The sequence below is a fragment of the Latilactobacillus parafuchuensis genome, assembly GCF_055271665.1.
On record NZ_CM143875.1, the window covers coordinates 2143605 to 2165216 of the forward strand.

Annotated in this window: 17 protein-coding genes; 1 reads left to right on the top strand and 16 read right to left on the bottom strand. The window is 42.0% G+C overall.

The annotated features are described in order from the left end of the window. Positions 1-64 precede the first annotated feature (64 nt). The 7 genes from xerD to dnaE all read right to left on the bottom strand — a co-directional run bounded on the left by xerD (position 65) and on the right by dnaE (position 9311). Entirely contained in the window at positions 65-949 is an 885-nt protein-coding gene (gene xerD / locus ACVPPQ_RS10585) for a site-specific tyrosine recombinase XerD (protein ID WP_463494605.1), read from the bottom strand. A gap of 13 nt (positions 950-962) precedes the next feature. After that, a complete protein-coding gene (locus tag ACVPPQ_RS10590) occupies positions 963-1481 on the bottom strand; it encodes a Fur family transcriptional regulator (protein ID WP_463494607.1) in 519 nt (172 codons plus the stop codon). A gap of 35 nt (positions 1482-1516) precedes the next feature. Continuing rightward, complete coding sequence (locus ACVPPQ_RS10595; RefSeq protein ID WP_463494609.1) at positions 1517-2401, bottom strand: CvfB family protein; 885 nt, start codon at positions 2399-2401, stop codon at positions 1517-1519. Positions 2402-2421: 20 nt separating this feature from the next. Beyond that, positions 2422-2883, bottom strand: coding sequence for a DUF441 domain-containing protein (locus ACVPPQ_RS10600; RefSeq protein ID WP_463494611.1), 462 nt, complete (start codon positions 2881-2883; stop codon positions 2422-2424). 158 nt (positions 2884-3041) lie between these two features. Continuing rightward, complete coding sequence (gene pyk / locus ACVPPQ_RS10605; RefSeq protein WP_025082355.1) at positions 3042-4802, bottom strand: pyruvate kinase; 1761 nt, start codon at positions 4800-4802, stop codon at positions 3042-3044. A gap of 77 nt (positions 4803-4879) precedes the next feature. Beyond that, positions 4880-5839 (bottom strand): 6-phosphofructokinase, encoded by a 960-nt coding sequence (gene pfkA, locus ACVPPQ_RS10610; RefSeq protein WP_025082356.1) that lies wholly within the window; start codon positions 5837-5839, stop codon positions 4880-4882. A gap of 127 nt (positions 5840-5966) precedes the next feature. Continuing rightward, entirely contained in the window at positions 5967-9311 is a 3345-nt protein-coding gene (gene dnaE / locus ACVPPQ_RS10615) for a DNA polymerase III subunit alpha (protein WP_463494614.1), read from the bottom strand. Positions 9312-9436: 125 nt separating this feature from the next. Here dnaE and ACVPPQ_RS10620 point away from each other — a divergent pair, with 125 nt between their 5' ends. Then, positions 9437-9610, top strand: coding sequence for a YjzD family protein (locus tag ACVPPQ_RS10620; protein WP_025082358.1), 174 nt, complete (start codon positions 9437-9439; stop codon positions 9608-9610). Positions 9611-9681: 71 nt separating this feature from the next. Here ACVPPQ_RS10620 and ACVPPQ_RS10625 read toward each other — a convergent pair whose 3' ends face one another. The 9 genes from ACVPPQ_RS10625 to obgE form a co-directional block, all read right to left on the bottom strand. After that, positions 9682-10554, bottom strand: a complete 873-nt coding sequence (locus ACVPPQ_RS10625; RefSeq protein WP_463494616.1) for a hypothetical protein — start codon at positions 10552-10554, stop codon at positions 9682-9684. A gap of 283 nt (positions 10555-10837) precedes the next feature. Continuing rightward, complete coding sequence (gene yjeM / locus ACVPPQ_RS10630; protein ID WP_463494618.1) at positions 10838-12448, bottom strand: glutamate/gamma-aminobutyrate family transporter YjeM; 1611 nt, start codon at positions 12446-12448, stop codon at positions 10838-10840. A 251-nt stretch (positions 12449-12699) separates the two neighbouring features. Then, positions 12700-12882 (bottom strand): 50S ribosomal protein L32, encoded by a 183-nt coding sequence (gene rpmF, locus ACVPPQ_RS10635; RefSeq protein ID WP_004270395.1) that lies wholly within the window; start codon positions 12880-12882, stop codon positions 12700-12702. A gap of 274 nt (positions 12883-13156) precedes the next feature. Next, entirely contained in the window at positions 13157-15739 is a 2583-nt protein-coding gene (gene clpB / locus ACVPPQ_RS10640) for an ATP-dependent chaperone ClpB (protein ID WP_463494622.1), read from the bottom strand. Positions 15740-15918: 179 nt separating this feature from the next. Beyond that, positions 15919-16323 carry a LapA family protein gene (locus tag ACVPPQ_RS10645; protein WP_463494624.1) on the bottom strand — a complete coding sequence of 135 codons (405 nt, stop codon included), beginning with the start codon at positions 16321-16323 and terminating at the stop codon, positions 15919-15921. 11 nt (positions 16324-16334) lie between these two features. Beyond that, entirely contained in the window at positions 16335-17144 is an 810-nt protein-coding gene (locus ACVPPQ_RS10650) for an SDR family NAD(P)-dependent oxidoreductase (protein ID WP_463494626.1), read from the bottom strand. 2 nt (positions 17145-17146) lie between these two features. Further along, positions 17147-18088, bottom strand: a complete 942-nt coding sequence (gene rnz / locus ACVPPQ_RS10655) for a ribonuclease Z (RefSeq protein ID WP_463494628.1) — start codon at positions 18086-18088, stop codon at positions 17147-17149. A 35-nt stretch (positions 18089-18123) separates the two neighbouring features. After that, positions 18124-20037: an acyltransferase family protein gene (locus ACVPPQ_RS10660; RefSeq protein WP_463494630.1), complete on the bottom strand. Its 1914-nt coding sequence runs from the start codon at positions 20035-20037 to the stop codon at positions 18124-18126. Positions 20038-20251: 214 nt separating this feature from the next. Then, on the bottom strand, positions 20252-21544 hold the full coding sequence (obgE, locus tag ACVPPQ_RS10665; protein WP_463494632.1) for a GTPase ObgE: 1293 nt from the start codon (positions 21542-21544) through the stop codon (positions 20252-20254). Between the last annotated feature and the right edge of the window lie 68 nt (positions 21545-21612).

Below are 21612 nucleotides of genomic sequence, written 5' to 3' on the forward strand. Positions count from 1 at the left end.
CAATGATCAAGCAAAGTTCTAATAGCATAACTCTACCACAGATGCTAACCAACAACAAATACGCCTAGTCTCTAGGATGGCTTCTTTGATAAACTTCAGTCAGATGTTTCTTACTGATATGCGTATAAATTTGAGTGGTTGAAATATCAGAATGCCCCAATAGCTCTTGGACAATCCGTAAATCGGCCCCATTTTCAAGTAAAACAGTCGCGAACGAATGTCGTAGTGTATGCGGCGTGACATCCTTTTCAATCCCGGCTAACTTAACGTACATCTTGAGATTCTTCCAGATACCTTGGCGCGTTAACCCGTTCCCATGAAAGTTAACGAACAAGTAGGGGTTTGACTGCCCCTTGGTTAACTTCGGACGACTACGGTCTAAATATTGATTGACCCAATCAACCGCGACATCACCAATCGGAATAATCCGTTCCTTGTTCCCCTTACCAATCGTTTGAATTAAGCCCAACGATAAATGTAAATCGGCTAATTTTAAATGAATCAATTCGCTAACTCGCAACCCAGTTGCGTATAACACTTCCAAAATCGCCCGATCGCGTAAGCCTAATGGTTTTGCGGTATCCGGTGTCTGCAACAGTCGTTCGATCTCGCTAGAAGATAAAACGGCCGGCAAATGCCGACCTTGTTTCGGGGAATCAATTTGTAACATCGGATTGATCTCGATTTGTTTTTCACGCAATAAATACTGATAGAACTTACGTAGCGTCGAAATACTCCGCGTGATACTGCTCTGTGCTTTATGCGCATCGGTTTGAACTTGTAAATAATTGATGATCACAAAATGATCCTGCGTAAATTCAGTTAACTGCTGTTGTTCTAGATAGGCCATAAATTGTAATAAATCTTGGCGATAACTACTCCGGGTATTATCCGATAAGCCGCGTTCAATCTTTAAATAGTGTAAATAGTCTTCAATTAACGTTTGCATATTTTTCTCCGAACTATAACTGACTTAAGTCAATTTGGCGTGTCACGTCGACTTTATTAGCGGGCAAACCGTTGTCCACGTTCAAGGTTTGACAGTGGTCACAGACGCCTTGTAAGGTTAACCGATGATCCAACACTGCAAATTGGAATTTAGCCAACACCTCGGCTTCAACTTCAGTCAATAAATCTTCATGAATTTCTTGAATTTGACCACATTGCAGGCATAATAAATGATGATGAAAATGACTATTTTGATTCGGTTCGCATAAATCATAATGGGTAATCCCATCTTCAATAAAACTAATTTTATTCAAAATATGCAATTCCGTCAAAATTTCTAATGTCCGATAAACGGTCGCTAAACCAATTTCTGGTGTCACCGCCTTGGTCAACATAAAAACTTGTTCGGCGCTCAAATGATCTTGATAATGTTCCAAAATAATGGCGACGGTGGCTTCACGTTGTGAGGTTAATTTGAAGCCAGCCGCTTGTAATTGATGTCGTATTTTTTCTAATTGGGCTGTTTTATCCATAATCGACTTCCTTCACTCCATTAAGCTCAAAATGATTAGTCCGTTAAATCAGCTTGGCCTTTATCCGTTAAACGTGTTTGACCGTCTTTTTGTTCGATTAAACCGCTCTTCATCAAGCGACCTAACGCCCGTTTGAAGCTCCCCTTACTAATCCCAAAATAACCTTTGATATCGTCGGGGTCACTCTTATCAGTGTAAGGCATCGTGCCGTCTGGTTGACGTTTTAAAACGGCGATGATCATTTCAGCATCATCCCCGATTTCTTCATAGGCCCGGGGCTTCAAGCTGACGTTTAAGCTACCTTCTGGCCGGACACCAATCACTCGACCTTGAACCATTTGGCCTAAACGGGGTTCTGCTTCACGTTCGGAAGGATGAATGAAACCAATATAGAAATCATCCGTTAATAGGAACGTTCCGACTAATTTTAAGCGGTAAACGGTCCCTTCAATATTTTCATTCTTCATTTCTGGTTTAGCCGCTTTTGAAATTGATCTAAAAATGGCTTCATCCGCAATCTTACCCCAAGTCCGACCTTTTTCATCGACTTCAAGGGCGATCATTAAACGATCACCAGGTTTGGGCCATAATTTATTGATGGTTGGCAATTCATCTAACGAAACGACCATGTCCTTATCAGGTAAACCGATATTGACGAAAACACCTAGATCACGACGCGTTTCAACGACTTCACCAAAGGCGTAATGGCCCACTCTTGATTTTGGGATAAACGTCGTCAAGATTAATTCGCGACTTGAGTTCTCATAAGCGAAACCTTCAACCGTATCACCGATTTCAGGCACTGTTTCAAGGCCTTCTTTGTTAAGCTTTAAAGTCACGCCATCTTTTTGAACGAAGAAAGCATCTTCGTTTTCATCTGTAACTAGGGCGGTAATAATTTGACCGATTAAGTTATTCATAATTTACCTCGTTTTATTATTTAGTGGAGCGGTATTAAATTAAAGACTGTTAAAATTGTATACGTCAAACCAGCGGCAATCACCGGGCCGGCCGCAATGCCTTTTAAGAAGACAACGCCCATAATGGTCCCAAAAACTAACGCAACGGTCATTTCAGGACTCGCCGCTAATAAGCCAACCCCTTTGGCTGAAAGAACGGCAACTAAGACCCCACAGCCGACTGCGATGAATCCGGCCGGCGTTTTAAAGGCGTTCAACAAATCCTTAAAGCCGATTTGCCCGGTCGCAATCGGGATTAAGATGGCGACCGAAATGACGGTCACGCCCCAATTAATCCCTTTCCCCTGAATAATCGGGAAAAGTTTGTTTGAAAATGGCAATAGTTTTAACGCTAAAACAACTGCCGATGCGATGATTAATGATTGGTTTTTACCTAATAAGGCGACGATTAAAATCGCCGCTAAAAATAGCCAGCTCTCCATAGTGACCTCCAATAAAGTCTCTCTACCATTGTAACGATAAACGCGGACCTTGTCAGCAAATTATCAAAACTATTTTCAGAAACTCACAAAAAAACGTCTGACAAAATAAGCATTTTGTCAGACGTTTCTTCAAATATCGGTTCTAATGAACCCGTTGATTAAAGTGCGTTTGTAGCACCGCGATAAACGATACCACGACGTGAATCAACTGTGATGACTTCGCCATCTTTGATAGCGTCAGTTGCATCTTTAGCACCAACAACAACTGGGATACCCATAGCGATACCAACAACAGCAGCGTGTGATGTTAAACCACCGTTTTCAACAACGATAGCACTTGATTTTTCGATTGCTGGTAAGTAATCTTTGTCAGTTGATTTAACAACTAAGATACCACCATCAACTGCTTTATCAGCAGCTTCTTTAGCGTTTGAAGCAACAACAGCCTTGCCAACGATTGTTTCATCGCCAACGCCTTGGCCCTGTGTTAATTTAGAACCAATTAATTGGATCTTCATAACGTTAGTTGTGCCACGTTCGCCAACTGGTACACCGGCAGTGATCAAGATTAGGTCGCCTTCTTTAGCAAAACCATATTCTTGAGCTGTTTGTGTTGCCAAGTTGAACATATCGTCAGTGTTAGCTGGTTTCTTAGCAACAACTGGGTAAACACCGTAACTAACTGTTAAGCTACGACGAGTACGTTCGTCAAATGTAACGGCTAAGATGTCAGCTTGTGGCCGATATTTAGAAATCATGCGTGCTGTTGAACCTGATTCAGTTGCAGCAACGATTGTCTTGATGCCTAAGTTATGAGCAGTATGTGCAACAGCTTGGCCGATTGATTCAGTCAAGTTTGTTTTGCTGTATGCTTTTAAAGCATAAGCATCACGGTCTGTTAATGCTTTTTCAGTACGTTCGTCGATACGAGCCATAGTTGCAACAGCTTCTACTGGGTAGTCACCGTTAGCACTTTCACCTGAAAGCATCGTTGCATCAGTACCATCCATAACAGCGTTAGCAACGTCATTAACTTCGGCACGTGTAGGACGTGGGTTTTCTTGCATTGAGTCTAACATTTGTGTTGCAGTGATAACTGGTTTACCAATTGCATTACACTTCTTGATTAAGCTCTTTTGTACGAAAGGTACGTTTTCAAATGGAATTTCAACACCCATGTCACCACGAGCAATCATTAAACCATCAGAAACTTTCATGATATCGTCAATATTGTCGATACCTTCTTGTGATTCGATTTTAGGGAAGATTTGCACATGTTCCATGTGTTTTTCTTCTAATAATTGACGAATGTCTAAAACATCTTGAGGTTTACGAACAAAACTTGCAGCGATAAAGTTAATTTCGTTATCTAAACCAAAACGGATGTCACTAGCATCTTTTTCAGTGATACCAGGTAAGTTGATTGAAACACCAGGTGCGTTAACACCCTTACGTGAGCCGACCATACCATCATTTTGAACTTCAGTAACAAGTTCGTTAGCAACTTCGTCTTTTTCGATAATCTTAAGATCCACTAAACCATCATCGATTAAAACGTGGCCACCAACGTGTGTATCAGCGAATAAACCTGGGTAAGTAACAGCAATCTTTTCAGGCGTTCCTTCAAGTGTATCGTCCATTGAAATGCGCACTGTTTCACCAGTGTGTAATTCAAATTTCTTACCAACTTGAACAGTTGTCCGGATTTCAGCACCCTTTGTATCTAACATGATACCAACTGTTTTACCAGTTAATTTTTCAGCTTCGTGAACCATTGTCATTCGGCTTAAATGTTCTTCATGATCACCATGTGAGAAGTTAAAGCGGAATACATTAGCGCCTGCTTCGATTAATTTTGTGATGATTTCTACACTATTACTTGCGGGACCAAGTGTACTTACGATCTTGGTTTTTTTCATAAGTGGAGTCTCTCCTTTTATGTCTCTTTTTTTAAAAGACTTTGCAGTCATTTTAACAAATTTATTGTGAAACGTTACTAGTATGCTAAATCAGCGTTTAAATCGTACAACCCTAATTGAGCGTGATGCTTGTGATTGAATAAGTCTGTAATATCATGTGCAATAATTTCATTCTTTTCAATTCCTAACGCCAAACCGCCTTTGCCTTCAAGCAATAATTCAACTGCTTTTGAGCCTAAACGACTTGCTAAAACACGATCGCTAGCTGTTGGTGAACCACCACGGACAACGTGTCCTAAGACAGTTGAACGTAAGTGGAAATCGCCGTATTCAGATAATTTTTCTGAAAATTCATCAGCATGCATCACACCTTCAGCTAATACGATGATGGCATGTTTTTGACCATGTTCACGTGAAGCACGTAATTTGTCAGCCACTGCTTTTACATCAAAATCATGTTCTGGAATAATAATATCTTGTGCGCCACCGGCAACGCCGGCCCACAATGCGATATCACCAGCACCACGACCCATCACTTCTACCACGAAAGTTCTTTCGTGACTGGCAGCTGTATCGCGGATTCTATCGATTGATTCAAGCACCGTGTTAACCGCTGTATCAAAACCGATTGTTTGGTCAGTAAATGGAATATCATTATCAATTGTTCCTGGTAGTCCAATTGTGTTATAACCATGTTCTGTCAAACGAAGTGCACCGTGATAAGAACCGTCACCGCCGATAACAACCAAGGCTTCAATCCCAAACTTGTTGAGTTGTTCGATCCCTTTTAGTTGTCCTTCGACTTGTGCAAATTCTGGATAACGAGCTGAATACAAGAAAGTACCGCCACGTTGAACCTTGTCACCAACTGTAATTGGATCCATCTTGAAGATATCACCGGCCACTAAACCAGCGAAACCGTAATTGATACCATAGACTTCAAGGCCTTCATGCATTGCTTTTCTTGCAACGGCACGGATTGCAGCGTTCATACCAGGTGCATCCCCACCACTTGTCAAAATACCTATGCGTTTCATCTTTTCACCCCAGGCAAATATTTTACTTGAAAAAACCATTTGGTCATTTCAAAGTCACTAATATAGTATCACTTTTCAGAAAAGAAGTCTTGTATTTTGCGAACTTTTTCCGAAAGATGTTTTCATTTTATGATTCTAAAAAGCCTTTTAAAATAGCGTTTCCCGTTCCTAATAGGCTTGTAAGCGCCGTCGTTAATGACGAGTTACCATTCACCCAATAATGTTCTTTCAACAAAATTGATTGTTTCGTCGCGGCATTATACAAGATAACGGGCACCTGACCGGGCTGCTGTTCCAACAACCGATATAGCTGTCGTTCCTGGTCAATCGTCAACGCGGTTTGGACCCGTAAATACAACGTGGCTTTGGGCAAGCCCTTTTGAACGTCATCCGCTAGTTGGATCTGATTGGCAACGATTTGCAACTCGCGCCGTTCTTCAATCTTCCCGGTCACCAGCAACACTTGTTCCGTCGCTAACCAACTTGCGACTTGTTGATAGAGATTCGCAAAGATCGTGATACTAATCTCCCCCGTCGCATCTTGCCCGGTGACAAACGCCATCTGATCGCCTTTTTTAGTCCGAATCACTTTGATGCGCCGAATGAAGAGGACCAACCGCACATTCTGACCAGCGTGGAGTTCACTGATTGCTGGAATGTGATAATACCGTCGCGTCCGTTCGTATTTTTCGACGGGGTGCCCCGATAGATAGGCGCCTAAATACTCTGCTTCTTTATCGAGTCGTTCAGTCAACGTTAAATTCGGCACATCTTTAGGTTTGGGCGCGAGGACTTCGAATAAATCCAAGCTATCGCCCGCCAATTGGATACTGTCTAATAAATCTGGTAGATTTGTCAACAATTGATTCCGATTCGCGTTAAACCCGTCAAACGCACCACTGTAAATCAGCGCCGTCAAATTATCCGACTTTAAAAATTTACGATCGATTCGTTGTAAAAATTGTAACAACGATTGATACGGACCGTTGGTTTGGCGTTCCGTCAACATCGATACAACAAAATCGCGACGTAGCCCTTTGATACTATACAAACCGAATATAATGCCATCATCATCCAATTTAAAATACCGTTGACTCCGGTTGATATCCGGTGGCCGAACCGTAATCTGCCGTTTCTTCGCTTCGGTGAGATAGGTTTTAGTCTTAGTCGATTGGTTCAACACCGCATTCAACAAGGCCGCAAAAAAGGCTGCTGGATAATGGACTTTTAAATAAGCTAACCAATACGCAATCTTACTGTAAGCGACCGCGTGTGAGCGGTTAAAGCCATAATTAGCAAACCGTTCAATATAGTCGTATACCTTGGTCGCAACGGCTTCAGTATGGCCCCGCTCAAGCGCGCCTTGAATGAATTTAGTCCGGTTAGCGTCGATTACCGCTTTTTTCTTTTTACTCATCGCCCGCCGTAGTAAATCGGCTTCCCCTAACGTAAAACCGCCCATCTCAGAAGCCGCTTGCATGACTTGTTCTTGATAGACAATAATGCCATAGGTTGGTGCTAGAATCGTCGCTAGCGAGTCATCTGGGTAGGTCACCGGTTCCTGACCATTTTTCCGTGCAATAAATGTGTCGATATTCTCCATTGGTCCTGGTCGATACAACGCATCCGTCGCAACAATATCTTCAAACGAAGTTGGTTTCAACCGACGTAAGACATTTTTAATCCCAGCCGATTCAAATTGGAAAATTCCGTTAGTATCCCCTTGTTGAAAGAGCGTCAAGGTTGCTTGATCGTCCAATGGTATTTGGTGGGGGTCAAATGGTTGTCCCGTTTGTTGACTCACTAGCTTAACGATATTGGCTAAAATCCCCAAGTTACGCAAGCCTAAGAAATCGATTTTCAACAGACCCAATTCTTCAACATTGCCCATCGGAAATTGGGTGAGTTCAATCGCGTCCCCACCACTTTGAAGCGCCACGGTATCGGTCAACGGTGCTTGACTTAACACAATCCCGGCCGCATGCGTTGAATAATGCCGCGGTAGACCTTCAATTCGCTGAGCCGTTTCAAATAACAACCGATTTTGTTGACTATCGGCGACCAAATTTTGTAAGACTTGCGACTGTTGATAGGCTTCTTGTAGACTGATTTTTAAGACATTCGGAATTGCCTTAGACCAACTACTCATTTCAAATTGACTGAGCCCGAAAACTCGGCCGACGTCGCGCAAGGCCATCTTCGCCGCCAAGGTCCCAAAGGTGATAATCTGGGCCATATGATTATAGCCGTATTTCTGATAAACGTAATCCAAGACTTCATCACGGCGATTATCCGGAATATCTAAATCAATATCCGGCATATTCGCGCGGTTCGGGTTTAAGAATCGTTCAAACAGCAGTTGGTACTGAATGGGATCGACATCGGTAATTGCTAATGCATAAGCCACTAATGAACCCGCTGCTGATCCCCGACCTGGTCCAGTCATAATCTGTTGTTGATGCGCGTGTACCATGACGTCGGCTACAATCAAGAAATAGTCGGCAAAACCCATCTCGAAAATGACCTTGAGCTCGTATTGTAACCGTGTTTGGTATTCAGCCGGTACTGACTTTCCTGCAAATCGCGCCGCCAAGCCACTTTGACTTTGCGTTTCTAAATAATCATTCGCGGATTCTTGCTGCGGCGTTTTAAATCGAGGGAGTTGGGCCCGTTTGAAGGTTAATTCAACCTGACAAGCCGCCGCGATGGTTTGCGTATTTTGGACTGCTCCAGCTAACGCTAACGCTTCAAATTCAGCGGTAATCTGCGGCGCACTCTGCAGATAATAGCCCCCTTGTTGCTCCTGACCAATCGTTTGTAAATTAATTTGCGTCCCCGCTTTGATGTGTTGCAACACTTGAACTGAAAAAGCGTCTGTTGGTTGCAAGTAACGAACATCACCTAGCGCCACTAATGGCACTTGACTGACTTGACTCAGCGCGATTAAACCCGTCCGTTGTGGACTACCAGCCTGCTTAGCACTAATCCCTAAATAAAGACTATCGGTATCAACTGCCGCCTTTAATTGGGCTAAATAGGCTTGTGCTTGTTGGTCGGCGTCTTGTAATAACAAGCGGACGACTTCACTTTTTTGGGCTGGCGTGATCACGATTAAATGACTCAATAATTTTTGAATGCCTTCAAAACTAACGATTTCAGTTTGACACATGATTTGCGATGAAATTTGTAAAAGATGTTGATAACCCACTTGATCTTTGGCTATCAAAATAAGTGGAAAACGTTCTTCGAGCTGCTGCAGTCCACCAACTTCAATCGTTAAACCGAGTAGCGGTTGGATGTCGGCCGCTTTGGCTGCTTTATAAAAATCAACTAGGCCGTAAACCACATTCGTATCGGTCAACGCTAAGCTTTGATAGCCCTGCTCCTTAGCCGCTTGCACCAAATCAACCACTTTAGTCGTGCTTTCTAAGAGCGTATAAGTGCTTTTAACTTGTAACTGAACAAACGTCATTAAACGCTCCTTCTTTCTACTGCGTCTTTTTTGAATAATTCTAGTATACCAAATTATTTCGAATGAATCTCTTTCCAAAACGTGTTACAATATCATAGAATTGTATCAAAGAAAGAAGGCCAACCATGAAATACGTTATGAACCTCATCTGGACACTCATTTTTGGATTCGTCCTTGGTTTTATCGGTTCTAAATTAGACAAAACAGACTTTAGCGTGCAAACAACACTAATCGTTTCCGTCTTGTTCGGATTAATCTTGAACCTATTACCACTTGTTTTACCTAAAAAAATCGCTTAATCATTGATTAAGCTTAACTAATAAAGCGCCCCATAATCCGCAAAACGGGATTATGGGGCGCTTTATTTATTTTATTTCGTAATGTAGATGTATAAATCACTGGCAGAAAAGCCAGTGTTAAAGTTAACCCCGTTCGAATGAATCGTCTTCATCGTTGTTTGGTTATCTTCTTGACTCTTCTTAGTGAATTGTTCAAATTCATGCATCACTTTAGTCGCATCGGCCCCAGTTGCTTTAGCCAATAACGTAAAACTAATCCCAAAATCTTTAAGGGCTGCTTTATTCTTCAACGCTTTAACCGGCGCAATCAAGGTCAATCCTAGAATCTGATCATCTTGAACGTTGGCCCGAATCGTTGTGTTTTTAGTCTTAATCAATTGTTGTACACCATCATCAACTTTAGTTGGTAACAATTGTTTAGATTGTTTTTGTTGGGCTTTAATCATGGCAGCTTGAACGGCTTGTTGCGTCGTTTGTAACTCGACCAACTGATCAGCCGTAGCTTGATCAGCTTTAAGCGCTTGTGTTTGTTTTTGAAGTGATTGCGCTTTAGCTTGGTCGTCCTTAGAAAGCGCCATGCCAACTAACGCTTGATTATAGGTCCCAACGACTGTTCGATAATCGCCTAACGTTTTACCCGCCGCGACCGTTACTTTTTTGGTCGTTGTTTTTTGAGCCGTCTTCGCCTTGATTGTCACCGTTTGTTTTTGAGTGGTTGCAGGCACTTGAATGACATAAGTCCCGCTTTTAACCGTTACTTTTTTGGCTTTAGCTTGATCAATTTGATACGTTAACGTTGCCTTTTTAGCCGCGGTCCCTTTGACCACAGCGACCATCCCGTTTTGTTGATAATTTGTTTTACTAGTCGTTAATTGCGCTTGACCGCAACCTGCTAGTACACCCAGTAACCCTAAACTAGCGATTGCTAGTATTGTCTTTTTCATTTCTCGTCACCTTTTCATCTTATAGATTAGCTTGTTCAGCGTACCCTTTTTAACTGACTTTTTCAAGGATTAATGACGAGTTGTCATATTTTAAACATAAAAAAGCTGTGGCATAACTCCCAGTATTCTGATATTAAATGCACCGTCTTCTTTGACGTGCACCAGAAGGCATGAACTTCCGCTTAATCTAAAATCCCCCAATTATCTTAAAATCAAGATAACTGGGGGATTTTAGGTTAATGCTCGGTTGCTACCCGCAACTCAACGCACTTATTTTTTTAAATTAAGCTTTAAGTTTCATTTTTTTCTCGTAACGGTTAAACATCAATAGTGCGACAATCGTAAAGAAAACCGGTCCTGCAATTGACCATAAGGTTTGTTTGACACTGCCAACTGGTAAATGATTGAAATAAGTAACAATGCCATTACCTGACCAAATTGACATGCCATTCGGTAACTTCTTGCCTCGAGTCAATGGTTCAATAACATTGAAAACATTGGCAAATCCAATTGTGAATAATACCATACTGACACAAAACTTGTAGAAAGTTTTGCCCTTATAAATTGTAAATGGTTTTTCGATTGAATCGTCTTTTTTAAAACCAAAGAAAGCAAAAGCCACAAACATATACGGAATTGTCATTGAGACGTTGGTCATCGCCGTTAAAATATCGAAGAATTTAGAAGCACTCTTACCACCAAAAGCGACAAAGGCGATAATGACAATCACGATGGCTGCTTGAACCTTCATCGCGTTAACTGGCATATTATGTTTATTTTTCTTAGCAAATGACTTAGGCCATAATTCAGCGGGTGTGCCTTCAATCATCGTCTTCAAAGGTGAAAAAATCAATGTGAAGAACGCTCCAGAAAGGGCTAAGAACATTGATAAGCCCATGTAACGACTTAACCAAACACCGACTTGAATCGCGGCGTGTTGGCTTAAGTTTAAAGCTAACCCTAATTGATAACCCATGTTATTCATCGCAACATAAGCCACATTGCCTAACGTGACTTCGGCTGTTGAACCAGTTGCTTTCGCAAAACCACTATGAGCAGCAAAAGTGAAGTCCCAATTGGTAAAGGTCCCCATCATGAAAATTCCGAGGGCGTAACCAATCGCAATCACGATGGCTGAAATAGCAAGCCCTTTAGGGAAGTTGACTTTCGCATTTTCAGTTTCATCAACTAACCCACCAACGACTTCCAAACCACCATAAGCGAAGATTGCGAAGACGACGAAACTAAAAACTTGAATCATCGACGCATAACTTGCATTTGGTGATTGGAAAAAGGCATGGGCCGTGATTGGTTGCGCCATAACGCCTTTATTGAGCACTAGAATTAACATGCCACCTAAGAATAAGATGACGTTAATCAAGGTAATCGCCGTCCCGCCGATGCTAGATACTTTTTTGATTTTATCTAGCCCTTTAGAAGTGACAAAGGTAATCACGATGATCCAAAGAATTGCTAAAATTCCTAACGTTTGAACCCCGTTAGTCAAACCAAAGATTGACCAACTCTGCGTCTTATCAACCCCGAAAATCGCGTTTGATAATGGCACCCAAATCCCATTACCGACACTGACCATCCAAATAACGTAAGACGCAAACCACATGAAAGTCCCTACGAAAGCGAACTTGGGATTAACCGATCGCTCCATCCATGAATAAATCCCGCCTTTGGCTTCCCCGAAAGCGGCCCCCATTTCCCCTAACATAAATGCATAAGGGATGAAGAAGGTTACTGCTGCTAAAACATACCAGAAAATTGATGCATAACCCATTAAGTAAAATGCTCGTGGGATATTGGTAAACCCAAAAACTGATGTAAAAATCATTAGGATGAGTGCCCCTAACGTCAACTTACTTGTCTTTTTCTTTTCTGCCACTCAAAACACCTCTTTCATTTCTAATGCTTGCCTATTAAATAATTAATAACCAAAATAGGACGTAATACTAAATGCCCTTTTCTATTTTAAGGTGTATTTAGTTAGCGGTAAATGACTCTAGTTGTTTTCTAATCTAATTATTTTGTTTTATAATTATTTTCTAATATTAATGAACTTTTTTGGCTAATTTATCATTTTTTGATCAATAAAAAAACGATTATCCAATATGGATAATCGTTTTTTAAAGGAAATTAGTCGTTAGCTTTTGGTGTAACAACTTGTTCGCCTTTGTAAAAGCCTTTTGGTGAAACACGGTGACTTACACGGTATTCGCCATTTGTTGCATCGAATTGTACGTTAGGTGTGTTCAATTTGATATGTCCACGACGCATACGTTTCTTCGTCTTTGATGTTCTTCTTGCTGGAACTGCCATTATTTTCAGACTCCTTTGTATCTTAGATTCATTAATGATATACCGAACTCAGGGAATTTAGCAAGCTTTTTCCTAACTAACCAAATTGACGTTGAAATTAATCAGCCGTCCCACTACTTTTGTCCGCGACTTCTATAATACTATGTTTAACTCATAAGAGCAAGTGATTTCATGAAAATCAAATCATTTACCTCAGAGTCAATCATCCGATAATCGCATCAGCATAGCCATTCTTTTCAGTATACCATAGAACTAAAGGAGAATGACCGTTAATTTACACTTTAAAAACTAATTGATCGTCCTTTAAATCAATTTCAACCGTTGTATCGGGCAAAATGTCGCCACCAATTAGTTTCTTCGCTAACGGCGTTTCAACGTAATTCGTGATGTAACGGCGTAATGGCCGGGCCCCAAAAGCGGGATCGTACCCTTCTTGGGCAATCCAACTTTTAGCGGCGTCCGACATCGTCAACGTAATATCTTGATCCGCCAATCGTTCTGATAATTCAGCGACCATTTTGACTACAATTTGTTGAATATCAAGTAAGCTCAACGGTGTAAACATAATTGTATCATCAATCCGGTTTAAAAATTCTGGTTTGAACTTCGTTTGAATCAACGCGTGCACTTGATTTTGCGTTACTTCTGAAATTTGACCTTGTTCATCGACACCGTCCAATAATAATTCTGAACCAAGGTTAGACGTCATGATGATAATCGTATTCTTAAAATCAACCGTGCGACCTTGTGAATCCGTTAAACGGCCATCATCTAACACTTGCAATAAGATATTAAAGACATCCGGATGGGCCTTTTCAATTTCATCTAACAAGACAATCGTATACGGATTACGGCGCACCGCTTCAGTGAGTTGGCCGCCTTCTTCATAACCTACATATCCTGGTGCCGCCCCAACTAAGCGTGAAACGGAATATTTTTCCATATATTCACTCATGTCAATTCGAACCATGTGTTTTTCAGAATCAAATAGGTCCTCGGCGAGTGCCTTCGCCAATTCCGTTTTACCAACCCCAGTCGGGCCTAGGAACAAGAATGAGCCCAATGGCCGGCTAGGGTTCTGTAAGCCAGCACGCGCCCGTAAAACGGCATCTGTGACCGCATCGACTGCTTGGTCTTGCCCAACCACCCGTTCATGCAAATGATCCGCCAGTTTTAAAAGCTTTTGCCGATCACCGGCCACTAATTTAGCGACTGGAATACCCGTTTGTGAACTAAGGACTGCGGCAATTTCATTTTCAGTGACTGATTCTTGAACCATCCAGTCCTCTGGTTTTTCATCCTGTTCAAGCTTGGCTAACGCTTGTTCGAGTTGCGGAATCGTCCCGTGTTGTAATTTAGCCGCCTTTTCAAGATCATAATTGCTTTGTGCGTCCTCTAATTCATGTTTAGCGGCGTCAATTTCCGCCTTTTTATCGTTAATTAAATTCAAATCAGCTTTTTCGGTTTCCCACCGCATTTTCAAACTATTCGTGGTTTCACGCAAATCGGCTAATTGTTTTTGGGTTTCAGCCAACCGTTTTTGGGAAGCGGCATCCGTTTCCTTCTTCAAGGCCGCTTCTTCAATTTCTAATTGCATCAGTTGACGCGTCGCTTGGTCCAGTTCAGTTGGTTGTGAATTCATTTCGACGTTGATATTCGCACTGGCTTCATCGACCAAATCAATCGCCTTATCTGGTAAGAAACGATCGGTAATGTAACGGTTCGACAACGTTGCAGCGGCGACTAAGGCGTTATCATGAATCCGGACACCATGGAAGATTTCAAAGCGTTCTTTTAAGCCCCGCAAAATACTAATCGTATCTTCAACGGATGGTTCTTGAATCAAGACTTTTTGGAAACGCCGTTCAAGGGCTTTGTCTTTTTCAATATTTTGACGATATTCATCGAGGGTTGTCGCCCCAATCATGTGGAGTTCGCCCCGCGCTAACATTGGCTTCAATAGATTGCCAGCATCCATGCTGCCTTCAGTTTTACCCGCGCCAACAATCGTATGAATTTCATCAATAAAGAGCAAGACTTGGCCTTCACTCTTCTTAACTTCAGCTAAAACAGCTTTTAGCCGTTCTTCAAATTCACCACGATATTTGGCGCCGGCAATCAGGCTCCCCATATCTAACGAGATAATCGTCTTGTTCTTAAGATTTTCAGGCACGTCTTTGCGGACAATTCGTTGCGCTAAGCCTTCGACGATTGCCGTTTTACCAACCCCTGGTTCACCGATTAGAACCGGGTTATTTTTCGTTTTACGCGATAAAATCCGAATCACATCGCGAATTTCTTCATCCCGACCAATCACTGGATCCATTTTACCAGAACGAACCGCTTTGACTAAATCCGTCCCGTATTTCGCTAATGCTTGGTAGTTCTCTTCTTGATTTTTAGATGTCACTCGTTGCCCTCCTCTTAATTTAGTCACAACTGCTTTCAATGTTTTTAACGTCACTTGTTGTTGGTTTAAATATTGGACCAATGGTTGATATTTAAGCGCCATTAAGCCCAAAATGAGTGTTTCAGTTGATAGATATTCATCTTGAAATTCTTTTTTATACTTCTCGGCTTCCGTTAAAACTTGGTATAGATTTTTCGAAACATTCTGCCCATATTGACTTTGACCTTCAACTGTTGGAATCGCATCAATTTCACGATCAATTTCGGCCTCTAAACCGACTAAATCAACGCCGGCTTCTTGATAAATCTGTTGACCTAATTGTTGCGGTTGAATTAAAAATTTAAAGAGATGGGGAATATCGATTTCTGTTTGGTGCCGGGTCATTGCAATTTTTTGTGCTTCGGCAATGGCATCTTGAACTGCCTGAGTCATTTGTTCTGGATTCATAAACGTCATTCCTTTTTAAGTTTATTTTTGAATTAACGTTAGCTGTTTAACTAACTATTATTATAATAGTCAAAATAGGTCAAACATTCAAGTGATATGCTTCTAAATCAGACTTTAGTCCAATTAAAAAAAGCGAGCACACACCCGGTTATCGGGTGGCCCTCGCTGCTTGTTTAAAACTAAGCGTTATGATGATCGCTCGTTTGTGAAATTTGATTAATCTTGGCGTGCAATTCATGCACTTCAGCTTCTTTATCAGCTAACGCTTGATCAAACTTCTTTTGCGCCTTTGCAGTCGCTGCATCAACCGCTTTTTGAACCGTTTCGGCTTGTTCTGCTTGGGCTTTCGCTAATTCTTGAGTTAATTGTTTATGCATTTTCTTTTGACTCAACGTGCTCCCCGTAGCGGCCAAGAATGTGATGATCGCCCCAATTAACAATGAGACGATGATGACAATAATCAACGGCCATTGGACGTGGGCAAAACCAAAGTTGACCGCGACTGGCGCCACATTTAATACGGCAAAAATCACAACAATCAACGCTAGTCCTAAAACAGTAATTAAACGACCTTGTTTTTTCATTTAAATGCTCCTCACTTTTGATTGAATATCGTACTGGCTAGATAATCACCCACACTAGGGGCTAAATCATATAATTGGGCAGCGGCACTCATTAAGAACGGCGCGTTAATTTCACGTTTTGGATGACCAATCGCTCTGACAATCCGTTTCGCTAATCGTTCAGGGTCAAGCACAATCCAATCAACCGTTTCTAAATACTGACCGGTTTGATCGGCAATCTTGAAAAAGTCCGTATCAATCGGACCCGGATTGACCGTGGTGACTTGGACGCCTAATGGTTTCAATTCTAGCCGTAAACCGTTCGAATAACCAATCACGGCAAATTTAGTCGCCGAATAAATCGCTGACTTTTGGGTCGCCATTTTACCCGCCATTGAGGCAATATTAATGATTTGGCCAACGCCTTGATCGACCATTAACGCTCCGAGTGCCCGCGTTAAATACATCAACCCTAACACGTTGACTCGAAACATTTGTTCAACGGTTGCCATCGGTGTTTCAAGCGCTGTTTCAAAATGGCCAAAACCAGCGGCATTGACTAGCACATCTACGCGACCAATATCATTTTCAATTTGGCCAACAACTTGTTCAATCATTTCTGGATCGCTGACATCCAATTGGTAAGCATAAGCGGGTTGCCCTGATAACGCTTGGCATTGATCGCGCACGATTTGCAACTCGGCTTGACGCCGGGATAAGACCACAATCACCGCCCCTTGGCTCGCTGCTTCATAGGCAATGGCCTTGCCCAAACCTGATGAACCACCTGTAATCACAATTACATTTTGTTTTAAATCCTGTAGATCTGCTAATTTAACCATGTTTATTCATCCTTTCGACCGTGAAATGGGATATCATAAATATCTAAATCGCTAACAACCTTTGTATTCTTAAAAATCGCCCGCGCATCGTTTTGTAGTTCCCGAACCGCTTGACCTAAATACCGAGCTGAAATATGAGTCAACAGTAAGCGGTTGACTTGCGCTTTTTTAGCGACTTTAGCTGCGTTAATATTCGTTGAATGATAATATTGATGCGCAATTTTTTGTTCTTGTTTGCCAAAGGTACTTTCATGAACTAACACATCCGCGTTAGCCGCCAATGGCACAATCGCTTCGCAATTGCGGGTATCCCCGATAATGGTCACAATCCGGCCTTTTTGAGCGTGACCGATATAATCTTGGCCGTCAATTTGACGGCCATCAGCTAGCGTAACGGTTTCGCCTTTCTTTATCTTGGCATAAACCGGTCCCGCCGGCACACTATCTGCCTGTAATTTAGCGACCTGCAACTCACCTGGATGGTCCTTTTCAATAATCCGGAACCCATAACTGGCAATCCGATGATCTAACTTGGCACATTCAACCCGAAAAGTTTCATCGTCTAACAAGATGCCTTTATTCGGCAATACGACGAAATTCAACGGATAAGTTAAATGACTCTCAGATATTTTCAAACTGGTTCGCACATATTCTTCAATACCTTTTGGGCCGTAAATCGTTAAAGGTTCATCGCCACCTTGAAACGAACGGCTTGATAAGAAGCCGGGTAACCCAAACAAATGATCACCGTGTAAATGCGTTAAAAAGATTTTTTTGACTTTTCGTGGTTTCAAGGTTGTCTTTAAAATTTGATGTTGCGTTGCTTCTCCAACGTCAAACAGCCAGATTTCATTGCGTTCATCCAATAATTTCAATGCAACACTTGTGACGTTTCGTTGTCGTGCGGGGACACCAGCGCCAGTTCCTAAAAATTCTAATTCCATTAAACTCTTCCATCCTTGTCTACATAACAAACTATTTATTTTTGAACCAGTGCTTTGGCCACAATCGCCGTGTATTCTTTCACACCGGTTGGGTTGGGGTGCACGTGATCTTGATAGAACCAATCACCATGTTTGCTGGCTTGACCGTACCAATCAATCACCGTTAAGTTCGAATACTTTTTAACCGCCCCTTTTAACATTTCATTGACATCATTTTGCCAAGGTCGGGTTGGTACGAAGGTGTTTAACCAATAAACTTGGCGTTGGCTACCAATCGCCGTCATAAATTGATCTAATTGTTCCGCGGTAAAGGAACCATTCGTCCCCAAACTGATTAAAACGGTGCTACTCATCGCCCCTTTTTGGACGTAATCATTAATAATCGGCGTACTCTTGTATAACTGCCGACCGACAGCAGCGTCCACAATCATATTAGGAAAGACCTGTTGTAACGATTCACTCGCATCTAATAAAACCGAATCACCAATCGCCGTTACCGGTAATTTTTGAGCTTTTTGCAAAGCCACTTGAGTGACACCGTATTTTTCAAACGCCTGATTAACCGGATTCTTCTTCGCGGCCGCTTCGGCCGCTTGATCTGTTGGTGTCTGCGTTTTGCCTTTGGCCTTTTTAGCTTTCGCGATTAACGCGGCCTTCTTTTTAGCGTTTGCTTTTTTGTTTTTCTGAATATTGAGCGCCAACGCAGATTTATGGGTATTCGGTGCCGCCTGACTAGGGGCTTGCATTAACCCGACTAGTGCGATTAAACCAATCAATGATAGACCAGTCATGAAACCCACCTTGCGATTCCATTTTGGATGCGCCCAGAATTGACGGAATTGCCCCCATAACTTAGCATATTGATAATGCGCAAGTGGTTGTTCAATCAACCGGTATGATAATTCGGTAATCCCAAAAATAATCACGACTTCAATCACCGGATACAAAATCGGATGATCGGCGACGTTTTTAAAATAACTTTCAAAAAAAATCATGACCGGAAATTGATAGAGATAAATCCCATAACTGCGTTTACCTAACCAATTAAAAACTGGATTCGTCAATGCGCGATTCCAGTCCGAACCCGGATGGACCACCACGGCCACTAGTAAACAAACGATTACACTAAATAGCCACATCCCCCCGCGGTAAACCCAAGCATTTTCGGCATCGAGATTAAACATTAAAACCAATAATAGCGCCGCACTGATTAACCCGACAACGTCTAATAATAGTCGTTGTTGTGCGACGACCTTTTGCTTAAGCGCCGTTGAAGGCCAAGCAAAAGCGGTGGCTGCACCTAATAGGATTGAAAAAACACGGGTATCCGTGCCGTAATATAAGCGACTCGGATCAGCGCCGGGCTGATACAAAATCGCCATCCAAATGGCGGACACTACACTTAAGCCTAACAAAATCTGGGCAATTCGGTTTTTCTTTTTAATCCCAACGATTAAAGCAACCACGACAAACGGCCAAACTAAGTAAAATTGACCTTCAATTGATAACGTCCATAAATGCGTAAAGGGTGATTCATTATTGGCAAACCGGTCAAAATAGGATTGACCATGCCCAATTTGCCACCAGTTATAAACATACAAAATATTGGTGATGACCATTTCATGTAACTGGTATAACAATTGCCGTTGAAACAACGTAATGTACGCGCTAGTCGCTAGCAACATGGTTAATAATCCTGGATAAAGGCGCTTAATTCGCCGCACATAAAAACTCTTCAAATTGACCCAATTATTCTGCTGCCACTCTTGGACCAATAAATCAGTAATCAAGTAACCAGAGACAACCATAAAAATCGGCACGCCTAAATAACCACCCGTAAAGGTATAGGGCATCAAATGATACAAGATAACCCCGATTAAACCAATTGCCCGTAGCCCATCAAAGCCGCTGATATACCGGCTGTTTTTCAAACGTTTCTTTCCAACCATTTCTCTACCCACTCTGTATTCTGATAAACTTTATTATAGCAATGTTTTAGTTAACTGCCTACATTTTCAATAATTTTTTTGTCAGTGTATCGATAACGCGCTTCTCAGCCAACTTCTTCCGCTTAACCTAAAATCCCCCAATTATCTTAAAATCAAGATAACTGGGGGATTTTAGGTTAATGCTCAGTTGCTACCCGCAACTCAGCACACTGTATTATTCAACAAATTCAAACGTAAAGTTATCAAGTGCCACTAAATCACCATCGTGAGCACCGGCCTCCCGTAAGGCTTCATCAATCCCCATTGAACGCAATTGACGCGCAAAACGCATGACGCCATCTTGATGGGTTAAATTACTCATCTTAAAGAGTCTTTCAACCTTAGCACCCGTAATAATAAAGGTACCTTCTTCGTCTTGTTCAATTTCAAAAGCAGGACCCTCTGGTTGATATTGATACAGTTTTTGGACTTCGGTTGCTTCTTCATCCCCCATTGGGAATTCAGCAGTGTCCGCTAATAAATCAGCCGTTTTGTTCATCAAAGGTTGAACCCCTTGATGGGTAATACTAGAAATTTCAAAAATTTCATGGGTATTACCAGCAGCCGCTAATTTCGCTTTAAAATCAGCTAATAATTCAGCAGAACCGGGTAGATCCATTTTAGTCGCGACAATTACTTGTGGACGTTCTAAAATTTTAGGATCATAGGTTTCTAATTCATGATTAATTTGTTCGTAATCTTCATAAGGATCACGGCCCGTTTGTTCGTCCATTTCAACTAAATGAAGGACAACGCGCGTCCGTTCAACGTGGCGTAAGAATTGAATTCCTAAACCAATACCGTCTGAAGCGCCTTCGATTAAACCGGGTAAATCGGCAAGCACGAAATCGCGGCCATCATCCAATTGCACCATCCCTAAGTTAGGGACCAAGGTTGTAAATTGGTAGCTGGCAATCTTGGGTTTAGCACTCGTTACGACTGACAATAACGTTGACTTCCCAACTGATGGGAATCCAACTAAGCCAACATCCGCTAACACTTTCAATTCTAATTGAATACTACGTTCTTCACCAGGTTCACCATTTTCGGCAACTTCTGGCGCGCTATTTTTAGCATTCGCAAAACGCATATTACCACGACCGCCACGGCCGCCGCGACCGATAACTAATTTTTGACCATTTTCAGTTAAATCGCCCAATAATTCATGGGTATCGGCATCGCGCACAATTGTACCAGGCGGCACTTGAACAAAGGTATCCTCTGCCCCGTGACCGTACATTTGTTTATTTTGGCCGTTCCCACCGCTATTGGCCTTGAAATGGTGTTTGTAACGGAAGTCCATTAATGTTCGTAAACCTTCGTCTACGACTAAAATGACACTACCGCCACGACCACCATCACCACCGGCTGGTCCGCCAAGTGGCACAAACTTTTCACGACGAAATGCAACCGCACCATCGCCGCCTTTACCAGCTTTCACATCAATTTTGACTTGATCTACAAACATTATTTTGACTCCTTCTTGTTCTAAACAGTACCTTATATACTACCGAAATTTAGACCAAAAGTAAACAG

What these genes read in the sequence shown, in the direction of transcription:
- ACVPPQ_RS10650 (WP_463494626.1), bottom strand. Translation starts at nt 17,144, where the DNA reads ATGGTTAAATTAGCAGATCTACAGGATTTAAAACAAAATGTAATTGTG.
- dnaE (WP_463494614.1), bottom strand. Translation starts at nt 9,311, where the DNA reads ATGACGTTTGTTCAGTTACAAGTTAAAAGCACTTATACGCTCTTAGAA.
- pyk (WP_025082355.1), bottom strand. Translation starts at nt 4,802, where the DNA reads ATGAAAAAAACCAAGATCGTAAGTACACTTGGTCCCGCAAGTAATAGT.
- rpmF (WP_004270395.1), bottom strand. Translation starts at nt 12,882, where the DNA reads ATGGCAGTTCCAGCAAGAAGAACATCAAAGACGAAGAAACGTATGCGT.
- ACVPPQ_RS10600 (WP_463494611.1), bottom strand. Translation starts at nt 2,883, where the DNA reads ATGGAGAGCTGGCTATTTTTAGCGGCGATTTTAATCGTCGCCTTATTA.
- pfkA (WP_025082356.1), bottom strand. Translation starts at nt 5,839, where the DNA reads ATGAAACGCATAGGTATTTTGACAAGTGGTGGGGATGCACCTGGTATG.
- rnz (WP_463494628.1), bottom strand. Translation starts at nt 18,088, where the DNA reads ATGGAATTAGAATTTTTAGGAACTGGCGCTGGTGTCCCCGCACGACAA.
- ACVPPQ_RS10620 (WP_025082358.1), top strand. Translation starts at nt 9,437, where the DNA reads ATGAAATACGTTATGAACCTCATCTGGACACTCATTTTTGGATTCGTC.
- ACVPPQ_RS10645 (WP_463494624.1), bottom strand. Translation starts at nt 16,323, where the DNA reads ATGAAAAAACAAGGTCGTTTAATTACTGTTTTAGGACTAGCGTTGATT.
- ACVPPQ_RS10660 (WP_463494630.1), bottom strand. Translation starts at nt 20,037, where the DNA reads ATGGTTGGAAAGAAACGTTTGAAAAACAGCCGGTATATCAGCGGCTTT.
- ACVPPQ_RS10590 (WP_463494607.1), bottom strand. Translation starts at nt 1,481, where the DNA reads ATGGATAAAACAGCCCAATTAGAAAAAATACGACATCAATTACAAGCG.
- xerD (WP_463494605.1), bottom strand. Translation starts at nt 949, where the DNA reads ATGCAAACGTTAATTGAAGACTATTTACACTATTTAAAGATTGAACGC.
- clpB (WP_463494622.1), bottom strand. Translation starts at nt 15,739, where the DNA reads ATGAATCCAGAACAAATGACTCAGGCAGTTCAAGATGCCATTGCCGAA.
- obgE (WP_463494632.1), bottom strand. Translation starts at nt 21,544, where the DNA reads ATGTTTGTAGATCAAGTCAAAATTGATGTGAAAGCTGGTAAAGGCGGC.
- ACVPPQ_RS10625 (WP_463494616.1), bottom strand. Translation starts at nt 10,554, where the DNA reads ATGAAAAAGACAATACTAGCAATCGCTAGTTTAGGGTTACTGGGTGTA.
- ACVPPQ_RS10595 (WP_463494609.1), bottom strand. Translation starts at nt 2,401, where the DNA reads ATGAATAACTTAATCGGTCAAATTATTACCGCCCTAGTTACAGATGAA.